At 30.3% G+C, this 14,428-nt stretch carries 12 protein-coding genes; 3 read left to right on the forward strand and 9 right to left on the reverse strand.

Features of this window, described 5'->3' with window-relative positions; translation table 11 throughout:
- Positions 1-45: 45 nt before the first annotated feature.
- From D6200_RS03885 to lysA, 3 genes are all read left to right on the forward strand, one after another.
- The gene (locus D6200_RS03885) at positions 46-1,119 is read left to right on the forward strand and encodes a DUF3810 domain-containing protein (RefSeq protein WP_073184131.1); all 1,074 of its coding nucleotides are present in this window, start codon (positions 46-48) and stop codon (positions 1,117-1,119) included.
- A 70-nt stretch (positions 1,120-1,189) separates the two neighbouring features.
- Positions 1,190-2,428, forward strand: a complete 1,239-nt coding sequence (gene pepT / locus D6200_RS03890; protein ID WP_073184133.1) for a peptidase T — start codon at positions 1,190-1,192, stop codon at positions 2,426-2,428.
- Between the two features lie 281 nt (positions 2,429-2,709).
- A complete protein-coding gene (lysA, locus tag D6200_RS03895; RefSeq protein ID WP_047788886.1) occupies positions 2,710-3,915 on the forward strand; it encodes a diaminopimelate decarboxylase in 1,206 nt (401 codons plus the stop codon).
- Between the two features lie 244 nt (positions 3,916-4,159).
- Here lysA and D6200_RS03900 read toward each other — a convergent pair whose 3' ends face one another.
- From D6200_RS03900 to D6200_RS03940, 9 genes are all read right to left on the reverse strand, one after another.
- On the reverse strand, positions 4,160-7,357 hold the full coding sequence (locus D6200_RS03900; protein ID WP_206337269.1) for a TonB-dependent receptor: 3,198 nt from the start codon (positions 7,355-7,357) through the stop codon (positions 4,160-4,162).
- Positions 7,358-7,463: 106 nt separating this feature from the next.
- Positions 7,464-7,910, reverse strand: a complete 447-nt coding sequence (rplI, locus tag D6200_RS03905; RefSeq protein WP_047788887.1) for a 50S ribosomal protein L9 — start codon at positions 7,908-7,910, stop codon at positions 7,464-7,466.
- Between the two features lie 15 nt (positions 7,911-7,925).
- Positions 7,926-8,222, reverse strand: a complete 297-nt coding sequence (gene rpsR, locus D6200_RS03910) for a 30S ribosomal protein S18 (RefSeq protein WP_028892048.1) — start codon at positions 8,220-8,222, stop codon at positions 7,926-7,928.
- Positions 8,223-8,225: 3 nt separating this feature from the next.
- The gene (rpsF, locus tag D6200_RS03915) at positions 8,226-8,567 is read right to left on the reverse strand and encodes a 30S ribosomal protein S6 (protein ID WP_047788888.1); all 342 of its coding nucleotides are present in this window, start codon (positions 8,565-8,567) and stop codon (positions 8,226-8,228) included.
- A gap of 511 nt (positions 8,568-9,078) precedes the next feature.
- Positions 9,079-10,545 carry a hypothetical protein gene (locus D6200_RS03920; protein WP_047788889.1) on the reverse strand — a complete coding sequence of 489 codons (1,467 nt, stop codon included), beginning with the start codon at positions 10,543-10,545 and terminating at the stop codon, positions 9,079-9,081.
- 103 nt (positions 10,546-10,648) lie between these two features.
- On the reverse strand, positions 10,649-11,572 hold the full coding sequence (locus D6200_RS03925) for an EamA family transporter (protein ID WP_047788890.1): 924 nt from the start codon (positions 11,570-11,572) through the stop codon (positions 10,649-10,651).
- A 117-nt stretch (positions 11,573-11,689) separates the two neighbouring features.
- Positions 11,690-12,364 (reverse strand): type 1 glutamine amidotransferase domain-containing protein, encoded by a 675-nt coding sequence (locus tag D6200_RS03930; protein WP_047788891.1) that lies wholly within the window; start codon positions 12,362-12,364, stop codon positions 11,690-11,692.
- 77 nt (positions 12,365-12,441) lie between these two features.
- Positions 12,442-13,011: a Crp/Fnr family transcriptional regulator gene (locus D6200_RS03935; RefSeq protein WP_047788892.1), complete on the reverse strand. Its 570-nt coding sequence runs from the start codon at positions 13,009-13,011 to the stop codon at positions 12,442-12,444.
- 9 nt (positions 13,012-13,020) lie between these two features.
- A complete protein-coding gene (locus D6200_RS03940; RefSeq protein ID WP_047788893.1) occupies positions 13,021-14,175 on the reverse strand; it encodes a class I SAM-dependent methyltransferase in 1,155 nt (384 codons plus the stop codon).
- Positions 14,176-14,428: the final 253 nt, after the last annotated feature.

The following is a 14,428-nucleotide window of genomic DNA, read 5'->3' on the forward strand; positions in this document are numbered from 1 at the left end:
TTATTAACTTGTTGATAACGTTACAACTTTCTTATTTTTGGTGGCATGCATAACCTAAAAAAATATTTTTTTGTTGCTTTATTTCTGCCTATTCAAGTAATTTTTGTGCTTTTTATAAGCCAAAAACCACAGTGGGTTGAATTTTATTATAGTAATGGAATTTACCCGTATATTTCACAATTCTTTCGAATTATTCTAGGTTGGATTCCTTTTTCTGTTGGGGATATAATTGGTTTTGTTTTATTGTATCTTTTATTAAAATCTATCTATTTTTTAATTAAAAAAAGGTTTCAAAACTTCCTTCCTAAGTTAGTAAAATTTATTGCAATTTTATCTATTATTTATTTTTGTTTTTATGCTTTTTGGGGATTAAATTATTTTAGAGAGCCGTTAGCTAAAAATCTTGAGCTAAAACAATCCACCTACACTACTGAAGAACTAATTTCAACAACTAAACAGATTGTAACAGAGCTAAACAAAGTCCATTTACAAATAACAAAAAATGATTCAATCCCTGTAATGGTTCCATATTCTCAAAGAGAAATTTATAAGTTAGCTCCTAACGGGTTTCAGGAACTTTCGAAAACATATCCCCAACTTACTTATCAAACTTCCTCGATTAAAAGCTCATTAGTTAGTTTATTTCAATCATACAATGGAACATCAGGGTATTTAAATCCAATAACAGGAGAAGCGCAAGTAAATAATATGATTCCTAAAACGGGTTATCCAGCAACTACATGTCATGAAATGGCGCATCAAATTGGTTGGGCAGCTGAAAATGATGCCAATTTTGTGAGTTTTTTAGCCTCCATAGCTAATAAAGACTTGTATTTTAAGTACTCTGGATACCGTATGGCTTATAACTATTGTATTGGTCAAGTTTACAAAAGAGATAAAGCATTAGGTAAAGAAATTGCTAAGACAGTAAACAAAGGTGTTTATAAAGATTATAAGGCTACTTATTTACATTGGAAACAGTTTAAAAACCCTATTGAACCTTATTTAAAGAAAGGGTACAACTCTTACCTCAAAGCTAATAATCAATCAAAAGGGATTCAATCATATAGTTATGTTGTCGATTTATTGATTGCCTATTTTAAAAAGAAAAGTTCTTAAAAATTTCATCGTATTTCAATTGACAAAATACATTTGAAATGGCTATTTTTGATGCTTTAAAAATACTACGATGAACAAACAACATATAATCGACCGATTTGTAAAGTATGTAACTATTGATACTGAAAGTGATCCTAATAACCCAGCATTTCCTAGTACTGAAAAACAATGGAATTTAGCTAAAGTTCTTGAAAAAGAACTAAAGGAAATAGGAATGGCAGATGTTGAATTAGATGAGAATTGTTATTTAATGGCAACTTTACCTAGTAATTTAGATTATGAAGTACCTACTATTGGTTTTGTTGCTCATATTGATACAAGTCCAGATTTTACTGGAGCTAATGTGAAACCTCAAATTCATGAGAATTACGACGGAAAAGATATCTTATTAAACAAAGAAGAGAATATCGTTTTATCTCCTGATTATTTTGAAGATTTATTACAATATAAAGGTCAAACTATTATTACTACTGACGGTACTACATTATTAGGTGCTGATGATAAAGCTGGGGTTACTGAAATTGTTTCTGCAATGGAATACTTAATTCAACACCCAGAAATTAAACATGGTAAAATTCGTATTTGCTTTACTCCTGATGAAGAGGTTGGTAAAGGTGCTCATATGTTTGATGTTGAGAAATTTGGAGCTGAGTGGGCTTACACCATGGATGGAAGTCAAATTGGTGAGTTAGAATACGAAAACTTTAATGCTGCTAGCGCTACAGTTACTATTCAAGGTAAAATTGTACATCCTGGGTATGCAAAAGGTAAAATGATTAACTCAATGCTTATTGCTAGTGAATTTATCAATGCATTGCCTGAAGATGAAGTTCCTGAAAAAACAACAGGTTATGAAGGTTTCTTCCACTTACATCATATGGAGGGTAAAGTTGAGCAAACAACATTGAGCTATATTATTAGAGATCATGATATGGATCAATTCAACAACCGTAAAAAAGCAATGCTTGATTTGGCTGAAGTTTTAAACGCTAAGCGTGGACAAAAATTAGTTTCTGTTGAAATTAAAGATCAATATTTTAACATGAAAGAAAAAGTTACTCCTGTAATGCACATTGTTGATATTGCTGAAGAGGTGATGAAAGATATGGGAATTACTCCATTAATTAAGCCTATTCGTGGTGGTACTGATGGTTCTCAATTATCATATAAAGGATTACCATGTCCTAACATTTTTGCTGGCGGACATAACTTCCATGGACGTTATGAATATGTTCCTGCTGAAAGTATAGTAAAAGCTAGTGAAGTAATTGTTGGAATTGCACAAAAAGTTGCGGTAAAATTTAAGTAATCTTATACTATCTTTTATAAAATCAAAAACTCTAGCAAAAGCTAGAGTTTTTTTATGATATTTTTACCCCTTAAAAAATATCATTCTATTTGAAATAAATCCCCTTAATTTTATTTCATGGCAAATATGATTCTTTTTAAAAGATTATATTATAGGAAAATACCCTTTTGCCTAGACGTAAAACCCCTAATTTCACAAAAAAACACAAATTTGTGAATTTCTTTCATTTTATTTTTTGTAATCATTCACCTCTATACTTTTGCCTGTAAATATTAAAGTAAATGAATAGACAAGACCTTTTAAAGCTAGCTGACAAATATCAGTCACCTTTGTATGTTTACGACACTGAAAAAATTATATCTCAGTATAAAAAAATAACATCTGCTTTTTCTAAAGTTAAAAATGTAAAAATTAATTACGCTGTTAAAGCATTATCAAACATTAATATTTTAAAGGTTTTTAATAAGCTTAACAGTGGTTTGGATACGGTTTCTATTCAAGAGGTAAAACTTGGTTTATTAGCAGGTTTTGAGCCTCATGAAATTATATATACACCTAACGGAGTTTCTTTACAGGAAATAGAAGAAGTTGCTAAATTAGGTGTTCAAATTAATATTGATAACTTATCAATATTAGAATTATTTGGGCAAAAGCATCCTAAAATCCCGGTTTGTATTCGTATCAATCCGCATGTAATGGCTGGTGGTAATAGCAAAATATCAGTAGGACATATTGATTCTAAGTTTGGAATTTCAATTCATCAAGTACCTCATATAAAAAGAGTTGTTGAAAATACTGGAATGCACATTAATGGAATACATATGCATACTGGTTCTGATATTTTAGATATTGATACTTTTTTAAGAGCTACCGAAATTTTATTTGATACGGCAAAACAATTTAAAGATATTGATTTTATTGATTTTGGTAGTGGATTTAAGGTTCCTTACAAAAAAGACGATATTTCAACTGATATAAATGAACTAGGTAAAAAGCTATCTAACCGATTTAATGAATTTTGTAAAAACTACGGAAAGGAAGTTACCTTAATGTTTGAGCCTGGAAAGTTTTTAGTTAGTGAAGCTGGATATTTTTTAGCAAAAGTAAATGTTATTAAACAAACAACTTCAACTGTTTTTGCAGGTATTGATAGTGGTTTAAATCACTTAATTCGTCCTATGTTTTACAACTCTTATCACTATATAGAAAACTTATCTAATCCTAAAGGAAGAGAGCGTTTTTATAGTATTGTTGGATATATTTGTGAAAATGATACCTTTGGATCTAATAGAAGAATCAATGAAATATCTGAAGACGATATATTATGTTTCCATAATGCAGGTGCTTATTGTTTCTCTATGGCTTCTAATTATAATTCAAGATTTAGACCTGCAGAAGTTATGATTTACAAAGGAAAAGATTATTTGATTAGGAAGCGGGAAACTATGGAAGATATTATTAAAAATCAAGAAAACATTACATTATAATAAACACTTAAAAACTCTGGTCTTAATAAGGCCAGAGTTTTTTTAAAATATAATCAACCCCTCAAAGACTATATTTTAAAACGTTGTAATTAAAGTCCCCTATCTTTATTTACATCTACAAATATCACTTATTTATTTCAAATTTTTCACAGGAAAAGCACCCTTTATTACAAATAATTTTAACTAAAAAACAAATACCACTCAAAAAATGAGTGGTATTATTATTTTTTTATGTTATTTTTTATTAAAATATATAACGTAAACCTATTTGCATTTGCCAACGAGAAAGTAAACTAGAATCGAATCCAAATGTCTGTTCCTGATTGGTACTAAATGTATAAGTAGGTTCTTTAGAATAATCTGGCACATAATTAGATGGATTGGTGTTAGCTGGATTTACATCAGGAAACCTTACACCTAAAGGTTGTACGTTATTTGGTTGTTGCACTACTCCCCAGTCAGAATTTAGTAAATTTCCTACATTTAAGATATCAAGACTTAATTGTATTGTATTTTGTTTTTCTTCAGAAACGTTAAAATTAAAATCTTGTAATATTTTTAAATCCCATTTGCCTCTCCATGGTGCTAAAGCTCCATAACGCTCTACATACTGCCCTCTTCTTTCATTTAAATAATCATCTTGTTGTATATAACTTTCAAAGGCTGTTGTATGAGCTGGATCACTAAATTGCATTTGATTAAGCTCTGAACTAGTCGGAACATATAATAAATCATTTACAGCAGACCCATCATTATTAATGTCTCCTCCATAAGTATAATTAAACCTTCCTCCTTGGGCATACTCAAAAAATGTAGAAATAGTAGTAGCAAACTTATCTCCTCCATAAGTAAACTTCTTAGACGCTACACCAATAATTCTATGTGTATCTCCATATTTAGAATATGATAAAACATCATTATTAGCATTTCCTACCACTGGATTAAAAGCAAAAGCATCTCCAGTAATTTCTGCCTCAATAGAGTTTACATCTTTAGCATTTAAGTAATTATATGCAACACTTGTATATAATCCGTTATCAAAAGTTTTTTGAAGCTTTAAAGAAGCATTCCATACACGACCTTTGTCTGAATTCGTAAACACATAAGCATTATTTCCTTTATTACTTCCATTATATATATCTCTATTATCAAATGGTGTATTTAAAGTAGCAGTAGGCTCTCTTAGCCCCCAGTTTTGTACATGGGCACCATTAATGTCTTTTGTATAAGAAATATCTGTAGTAGCTATAATTCCATTTTCAAATTTCCAGTCTAAACCTAAGTTTGTTCTCCATACTTGAGGAAATTTAAAATCTGGATCAACCAATTGGAAGAAACCATCATCAGCTCCACTTACTTGATTTCCAATCCATACAAAAGGTAAACGTCCAGTAAAAACCCCTGAACCTCCACGAAGTTGCATTGTATTATTTCCTTTTACGTCCCAGTTAAAACCAACTCTTGGTGAAATTAACCATTGGTTTGTAGGCATTTTAGTTGAAAGTAACTGTTGTTCTTCTCCTGTATTTGGGTTGTAGTACAGTACAGAATTATCTCTGGTTGCTCCATTATCAGTATCTATAAACTTCTGAATTAAACTAGATGTATTGAAGTACAGCGGCTTATCAAAACGAACTCCATAAGTTAACTTAAAATTGTCATTCATTTCCCACTCATCTTGCACATAAAAAGCTAGTTGACCTACATTTAACTCAGATAGTTTCCAACCACCATCATTACCATCTCCATTAGCATTAAATGAATTGTAAGCATTTTGAGTAGCTGCTAAATACTGCTCCACTACTCCACCTGGTTGTGCAGCTGATAAAAAAGTTGCTACATCTGGGTATGGGTTAAATAATCCATAATATGGGAAAATTCCAAAATTGAAAGATTCATAATTTGTTAAATTAAATGAGTTTTCAAACTCAAATTGTTCAAATGAAAAACCAACGGTATACGTATGATCTCCCTTATAAAAGTTCATATTATTTGTTAACTGAAAAACTCGTTGGTCTAACTTGTTATTGATAGAAAACGGCTCATGACCTGCTATAATATAATTACTACCATTACCATCTTGAATTGTAATTACCGGTGCTGGTGCAGATAACGGATTTCTAAAGTCATCAAAATGTGTATAACCTATTTGTAACTTGTTAGTAGTTGTTTCTGATAAGTTAGAGTTTAATTCTAACTGAAATGAATTTAAGTTATTATTAATTTCATACCCAGAATTTTCAAATTGTAATGTAGAAAAACTTGGTCCTCTAATACCTAGAGCTGTTGGATGTGCTGGTGTTTCTTTTGAAGCTCTTAAGAAATTATAAATTAACGCTAATCTATTTTTATCATTAATATTCCAATCTAATTTAAAAATTCCTTTAGTAGATTCCGAACCATAAGTGAACCCCTCATAAGCTCCTGTATCATACCCTAAGGCTGCTAAAGCATCACGAACAGCTATCATATCCGATTCTAGTACTCTTGATTCATTAACAGCTCCACTACCTGTGTTTGGTATCCAACCTGCTGTTCCTAAATCTTCTCTATCATCTTTTTCAAAATTTGCAAAAAAGAATAATTTATCCTTAATAATTGGACCTCCTAAGCTGGCTCCGTATTGGCTTTGACTTAACTTAGGTTTTACAACTTCTTGACCTTTAATTTTGCCTCCAGTCATGTCTTGGTTTCGATAAAACCCATAAACTGTACCTGTAAATTCGTTTGTACCACTTTTGGTTACGGCATCAACCGAAGCTCCTGTAAACCCAGACAAAGTTACATCGTATGGTGCAGTAGAAACCGAAATTTGTTCAATTGCATCTAACGAAATTGGCTGCGAACCTGTTTGACCTCCTGGTGTTGGTGAATCTAAACCAAAAGGGTTATTGAAAATAGATCCGTCTAAAGAAAAATTGTTGAACTGGTCGTTTCTCCCTCCAAAAGAGTTTCCACTTGCAGTTGGTTCTAAACGAGTAAAATCTGCAGCGGAACGTGAAATGGTTGGTAAGGTTTTTAGCTGAACAGCACTTACACTAGTTTGTGCTCCTGTTCTGTCATTATTAAAAACTTTACTTCTGGTTGTTGATATAACTACTTCTTCTAATTGTTCACCATCCTCAGACAAAACACCATCTATATTGGTTGTCTTACCTAAAGTTAAGTAGATATTGGTTACTTCTTGTGATTGAAACCCAATATAACTAAATGTTACTTTATAAGGTCCTCCTACTCTTAAGTTAGGTATGGTATATCTTCCGTTGTCTTGAGCTACGGCTCCAGATATGGTACCTGTTGGCTCGTGTAAAACAACAATATTAGCACCAAACAAAGGTTCTCCCTGATTGTCTGTTACAGTTCCTTTTATTTTTGATGTGGTTACCTGGGAATAGATGGATAAACTCAAAAAAACAAAAGAAAAAATTATTAATTTCTTCATAATAGTTCTGATTTTGTTTATGTTACAACTCAAATTTAAGCATAAAAAAAATCCGCTCGACAGAGCGGATTTATACTTTATTAACATGTATTTAACAATTTAGTTACTATTCAGCAACTACTTCAAATACGATGTCAGCTACAACAGTTCTGTGTAAACGTACAGCAGCGTTGTATTTTCCTAATCTTTTTACGTTACCTCCAGTAACTTTGATAAATTTCTTATCTACTTCAGTACCAGCTTTAGCTAAAGCTGCAGCAACATCGATGTTGTTTACCGAACCAAATAATTTATCTCCTGAACCTACTTTAGAAGCTATTTTGATTTCATAACCTTTAATAGTTTCTGCTACTTTATTAGCATCTTCTATTAATTTAGCTTCTTTAAAAGCACGTTGCTTTAAGTTTTCTGCTAATACTTTTTTAGCTGAAGAAGTAGCTAAAATTGCATATCCTTGAGGTATTAGGTAGTTACGTCCGTAACCATTCTTAACGGTTACAACATCGTCTTTAAAACCTAAGTTTTCTACGTCTTGTTTTAATATCAATTCCATGTTTCTACTTCTTTATTATTTTAACATATCTCCAACGTAAGGCATTAAAGCTAAGTGACGAGCTCTTTTAATAGCTTGTGCCACTTTACGTTGATATTTTAATGATGTTCCTGTTAAACGTCTTGGTAAAATTTTACCTTGCTCGTTTACTAAATACATTAAGAAGTCTGCATCTTTGTAATCGATGTACTTAATACCGTTTTTCTTGAAACGACAGTATTTAGCTTCTTTTTTAGTTTCGATATCAAGCGGAGTTAAGTAACGTACTTCCCCTTGCTTATTTCCTTTTGCTTGTTGTTCTATAGATGCCATTTCTTACTTTTTTGCAGATTTAACACGGTTTCTTCTCTTTTCAGCCCAAGCTGCAGCATGCTTGTCTAACTTTACAGTTAAATAACGCATAACGCTATCGTCACGTCTAAACTCTAATTCAAACGGAGCAATTGCTTCACCTGCTACCTTGTACTCAAATAAGTGGTAAAATCCACTTTTTTTCTTTTCGATTGGATACGCTAATTTTTTTAAGCCCCAATCTTCTTTAGAAATCATTTCTGCACCTTTAGAAAGTAAATAGTCCTCAAACTTCTTTACTGTTTCCTTTATCTGAGTTTCAGATAAAACGGGATTCAAAATGAAAACAGTTTCGTAATGATTCATAATTAAATTGTTTAAAATTTATTTTTAAGCCTGCAAATATACTGCTTTTTAATCCATAAACAAATTTTGCTACTTAAATAATTTAATGATTTAGTGTAAGTTTGTAACTAAACACTCTTTTTTATATACTACTCTACATCTCTAGCATTTTTTTGTACATAAATTACAGCGTAAATACTTATGCAAAAGATGTAACATAAAACCGTCTTTTACCTAGCAATGAATTTGCATGTTATAGACAATATTTTTTGTAATTAACTTCCATTATTGGTTATACAAAACTTCAAAATTCATACTAAAAAGTTTAACTTTTAAATATTAGAAAATAGCTCTCTCTTTGAAATTTGAAGTTAAACTGCTTATACTTTTTGTGGTTTTATGCTAACATTTTTAGATTTAAATATTCAAAAAAATATATTAATTATAAAAAAACAACACACTCAAAAACAAAGTTCCAAGTGTGCTTAATTCATAATGTATTTTGACTGAGTTAACCTAAACCTCTTTAGTTTTATTGTTTACAGTTTTCGTTTGCTAAATCAGTAACTGTAGGATTATATAAATTATTTTCTATTCTTGAACTACCTTCAATAGTTAGTGAACCAAGAGAACAAAAATTAGAAAGCTTATCATTATATTCAATATATAAAGACTTTACTTTTCTTAAATTATCTAATCCTTCCAAACTCTCTAGATTTGTTCTTTGTATATACAGGTGCTCTATTTCTTCTATATTACTCAATGCGGTTAAAGTAGTTATATCACTATCATTTATATAAACTTCTCCACTAATTTTTGTAAACCCTTTTTGTTTAAAATAATCTAAATCATAACGATCATCAATCCATGTTTGTACTCCATGGTATTCATTAAAAGGTACTTGTCTTTCACAATCTAACTCATCAACCCATGAAGGATTAAATCTATTACGTCTAGGGAGGTAAAAAGTACCTTCTAACCCACCTAATTTCATCAAATTAACTAATCCACAATAACTATATAAAGCATTATTTTCCTGAATGGAAATATTACCTCCAACCCTTTCTAAATTTGAAAATGAATCTAAGTTTGTTATAACATAATTTCCTGATATCTCTAAATCTCGTTTAATTTCTTTCAAATTTTCAAGCCCTGTTAAACTTTCTAATTTAGGGTTTCTATGAACTCTTAACCAGTCTATAATTTCAATACCGGCTAAAGCTTTTATGTCTATTAAATTTTCGTTTTGTACTATATTAATTAGAGCAGATGAATTATTTTTTGGAAAGCCATTTAAGCTTGTTAAGTTATTATTAAGAGCTATTTGAATTGTCTCTATTCCTTTGATATTTTCTAAACCTTCTAAAGAGGTAACTTGAGCTCCCCAGACACTTAATCTTTTAGCTGAATTTAAAGATTTCAATAATTTTAAATCTGTTACAGGGTGATTCGCACCATCGTAAGGACTTCCTATACCAAGTGTTCCATTAATGTTTTTATATCCTTTACCTATAAAATCGATTAACTCTTTCTGAGTTTTAAAATCAACATCACCCTCAAAAGTATCATTAACTCCTAATCCCTCAAGAATTGTATTGTTATAAGGTTCCGTTACATTACTAGTAAATGTGATATTTCCTGAATATTTCTTTTCTTCAGTAGGTTTGAAAAGTATATCTAATTCAAAAAAATCACTTGGAGGTATTTTAATAGTTTCTAAATTCACTGAAAAGCCTTCGGGAAGAATTACCTCTGTAATTTCTAAGGTCAAATTTCCTTCATTAAATATAGATATAGGTAATGTCTTTTCGTTTCCTATAACAAGGTCTTTAAAATTTAAAGTCTCGTAATCATCAGGTAATTTAATAGATAGTTTAACTTCTTTTAACTCTTCTGGTTCTGGATCTACTTCTACTTCAGGAACTGGTTCATTACTACTACATTGAATTAAAAGTTTAGATAAAATAAACAAAGCTATAACTAACTTCGTCTTTTTCATAGTTCTTTGATTTTTTTAAAATTTAAGCAAAAGTAAAAAGTTCGTGATAATATCAAAAATTATTCACTCTTTTAAATATTAAACAAGTTAAACCTACAACTACTTATACTTTTTGTGGTTTAGAAGTTACTTTAAGTTTTGATATTCGTTTTCTTGACGTAATAAAATAAACTCCTGATAATAATACAATAGACGCTATTACCGATTGTGTTGTTAAGGTTTCATCTAAAAAATACCATCCTAAAAACAAGGCTACGACAGGATTTACATACGCTGATGTTGATACTTTTTCTGTAGGAACAATTTTTAACAAGTAGTTAAAAGATGTAAAAGCTACAATACTTCCAAAAACTATTAATAAAAACATAGCTCCTTGCGCTTTAAAAGACCAATCCAAGGGAGAAGACCAGTTTTCACCTAATAATAAAGATGCAGTAAAAAGTAAGCCACCTGCAAAAAGCATTTGGTAACCTGTACTTACAAAAAAGTTTTTAGGAAGTTTGGCTTTAGAAACAAATACACTACCATAACTCCAACTTAAAACACAAGAAAAAATCATAAAAATTCCTATTAGCATATCTTTTGAAGTTGTTATTTCATTTTGACTAACCAATAAATACATTCCTATAATCCCTAAAACTACTCCTATAATTGATTGTCGTTGCATCTTTTTTCCATCAATTAAACGTAGTAGTAATAATACAAATAATGGCTGTGTTGCCGCTAATAACGCTCCAAAACCGCTATCAACAAACTTTAATGCCCAAACAAACATTCCATTTCCATATACTAAAAAAAGGAAGCCTGCTATCGCAGAGTTTAAAAGTTGCTTTTTGGTTACTGTAATAGGTACTTTTAAAAACTTAGCTATTAACATAATTAATGCTCCCGATATAGAAAAACGAATGGCCGCTAATAATAACGGAGATACTTCTGTAACAACAATTTTATTCAATAAATAAGTGGATCCCCAAATGACATAAATAGCAATAAAAGCCGCTATAATTAGTGGTTTAGATTCTTTCATTTTTTTATTCTTAGGCGTTAAATGTACAATAAAACCTTTTTACTTATACCTAAAAAATAAAAATCGGCTAAAAATATTTTTAACCGATTTTTATTTTAATATTCTCCCTTAGAATAACTATAATTTTGCCAGTAATTTTTCAGCTACTAACTCTGATGAAGCTGGGTTTTGTCCTGTAATTAAATTTCCGTCTTCAATAACATATTCTTGCCAATCTCCTGCTTTACTATAAATTCCGCCTTTGTTTTTTAGCTCATCTTCCACTAAAAATGGCACAATTGAAGTTAATTGCATTATCTCTTCTTCTGTATTAGAAAAACCAGTTACTTTTTTATTTTTAACTAAAGGCTCTCCATTTACTTGTGCATCTTTTAATACTATAGGCGCATGACAAACAGCACCAACTGGCTTATCGTTTGTATAAAAAGCTTCTATTAAAGCTATAGAATGTTTATCTTCAGCTAAATCCCATAAAGGTCCATGTCCTCCTGGATAAAAAATAGCATCATAATCAGCCTCACTAATATCACTTAACTTTGCAGTGTTCGCCATGACATTTTGAAGTTCTTCATCTTTATTAAAACGAAGTGTTGCTGGTGTTTGAAAATCTGGTTCATTACTTTTAGGGTCAATTGGTGGTTGTCCTCCTTTTGGAGATGCTAGAGTCACTTCTACTCCTTTATCTTTTAATAGATAATAAGGTGCTGCAAATTCTTCAATCCAAAAACCTGTTTTTTCTCCTGTATTTCCTAGCTCTTCATGACTAGTTAGTACAAATACTACTTTTTTCATGTTATTTATATTTTTAAGTTACTCCAAAATTAGAACATGAAAGTTAAAAAAAAATTGATGTATGGTAATAAAGAGGCTTATAATGTATCTTTTCGTATTCTACTTAAACTTTCGGTTGTTATTCCTAAATAAGATGCTAAATGATAGTTTTTAATTTGTTGCTCTATGTTTGGATAGGTTTGTAAAAACAAATGATACCTCTCTTTAGCTGATAACACCAAATTATTTAAGATTCTTTTTTGAAATCGCACTGTTGAACGCTCTAACTTTTTTCTAAAAAAATGTTCTATTTTAGGAACTTTTTCATAAATATTATCTAAATCATTCTTGGCTACTTTTAATACAATAGCATCGGTAATACATTCAATGGCAAGTATCGATTCTGATTCAGAAAAGTAACCTATATAATCACTAATCCACCAATCGTGAATTGCAAATTGTATGGTATGTTCTTTTCCTTTAGTATCCATAAAAAAAGTTCGTAAACAACCTTTTATTACATAATATTGATAGTATACTTTCTCGTTAGTATGTAATATCATATCACCTTTTTTATAAGTTACTTCTGAAAAAATATCCTCAACTACCTTTAATTCTTCACTTTCTAACTGAAGATCTTTAAACACATTACTAACAGATGTACTCATTATAAAAAGTTATAGTAAGCCCTCTAAATAGTGTTGTTCTATTTGATAAGCTCCTTTTAATTCTGAAATTTTAGCTTCAATACGTTTTTCATCTACCTTTTTAGATGATTTAGCACCTATCAGCATTACATTTTTACGTGTATGTTCGTTGCTTATAAATTCAAAAACTTTCGTAGTATAATTATTCTTCTCTAAAATTAAAGCGCGTATGGTGTCAGTAACCATTTCAAACTGACGTTCTTTAAAAATACCATATTTTAACAAAGGACTCTCCTGCTCTTTTCCTTTTACTTGTTGACGGATTTGTTTATGACAACACGGTGCACAAATGATTAACTCTGCTTTAGAAACCAACCCTTTGTATATAGCATCATCTGTAGCTGTATCACAAGCATGTAAAGCTATTAAAATATCTATTTTATCATTGTCATACTCCTGAATAGGTTGTGCTACAAATAATAAACCTTTGAACCCACATTTTTTAGCAATATTATTACAATAATTTACCAAACTTTCACGCAATTCAATACCTGTAACACTAGCTGTATACCCTTTTTGATTTACCAAATAATCATATAAAGCAAAGGTTAAATACCCCTTTCCTGACCCCATGTCAACAATATTGATATGATTAGGTAACTTAACCGATTGTATTTGCGCTTCTATAATTTCTAAATACTTATTAATTTGACGGTATTTATCCGCCATTTTGGGGATTACCTTTCCCTCTTTATCAGTTATTCCCAAATGATATAAATACTCGCTGTTTTTGGCTCTTTTCTCTTTGGGTTTGTCATGGGTTTCTGGTAACTTATTTTTAAAACTAGGTTGTGTAGTTTTATAGCTTACTTTCTTCTTCTTAGAAAGAAACACTAATAAATCATTTTCCAACGTAAATAATGTCGCCGCTCTAAACTTTTCTGAAAGTAAAAGAGTTAATTCTTCTATACTCTCTTCAAATGAATAATTTTTTGCCTGGTCGTTTGTTTTATATCGATATAAAAACTGAAAACACACGTCTCCTTTTAGCGTTATTTGACGAACGTATACATTCGACAAGTCATCACTTTTACGAATTGGTTTACTTAAAGTCAATTTTACAAAATCGTTTTTTTGTATACTATTTTGGAACTCTGTAAATAGTTGGTGTAAGTCTTCTTTCATACCGTAAAAATAGACAATCGATTATTAATATTTCTCATATTTCTTATCATCCTTAACATTTTTTATTCAAAATCGTCTTTAAAAAAACTAAACTGTATTAAATATCTAAAAGTTAATAATTTATTATCTACATCTTTCTTCTTACTTAACTTTAAAAAGAATAATTATAGTTTTATAATTAATATTAGCACATAGCCTTCCCTAATAGTTGACTTTATAAACTTTCTATAAATGAGGTTGTAACATGTTAACT

It is taken from the genome of Tenacibaculum mesophilum, assembly GCF_003867075.1.
In the GTDB taxonomy this organism is placed as follows: Bacteria; Bacteroidota; Bacteroidia; order Flavobacteriales; family Flavobacteriaceae; genus Polaribacter; species Polaribacter mesophilus.

What these genes read in the sequence shown, in the direction of transcription:
- rpsF (WP_047788888.1), bottom strand. Translation starts at nt 8,567, where the DNA reads ATGAATCATTACGAAACTGTTTTCATTTTGAATCCCGTTTTATCTGAA.
- D6200_RS03935 (WP_047788892.1), bottom strand. Translation starts at nt 13,011, where the DNA reads ATGAGTACATCTGTTAGTAATGTGTTTAAAGATCTTCAGTTAGAAAGT.
- D6200_RS03925 (WP_047788890.1), bottom strand. Translation starts at nt 11,572, where the DNA reads ATGAAAGAATCTAAACCACTAATTATAGCGGCTTTTATTGCTATTTAT.
- lysA (WP_047788886.1), top strand. Translation starts at nt 2,710, where the DNA reads ATGAATAGACAAGACCTTTTAAAGCTAGCTGACAAATATCAGTCACCT.
- pepT (WP_073184133.1), top strand. Translation starts at nt 1,190, where the DNA reads ATGAACAAACAACATATAATCGACCGATTTGTAAAGTATGTAACTATT.
- rplI (WP_047788887.1), bottom strand. Translation starts at nt 7,910, where the DNA reads ATGGAATTGATATTAAAACAAGACGTAGAAAACTTAGGTTTTAAAGAC.
- D6200_RS03885 (WP_073184131.1), top strand. Translation starts at nt 46, where the DNA reads ATGCATAACCTAAAAAAATATTTTTTTGTTGCTTTATTTCTGCCTATT.
- D6200_RS03920 (WP_047788889.1), bottom strand. Translation starts at nt 10,545, where the DNA reads ATGAAAAAGACGAAGTTAGTTATAGCTTTGTTTATTTTATCTAAACTT.
- D6200_RS03900 (WP_206337269.1), bottom strand. Translation starts at nt 7,357, where the DNA reads ATGAAGAAATTAATAATTTTTTCTTTTGTTTTTTTGAGTTTATCCATC.
- D6200_RS03940 (WP_047788893.1), bottom strand. Translation starts at nt 14,175, where the DNA reads ATGAAAGAAGACTTACACCAACTATTTACAGAGTTCCAAAATAGTATA.
- D6200_RS03930 (WP_047788891.1), bottom strand. Translation starts at nt 12,364, where the DNA reads ATGAAAAAAGTAGTATTTGTACTAACTAGTCATGAAGAGCTAGGAAAT.
- rpsR (WP_028892048.1), bottom strand. Translation starts at nt 8,222, where the DNA reads ATGGCATCTATAGAACAACAAGCAAAAGGAAATAAGCAAGGGGAAGTA.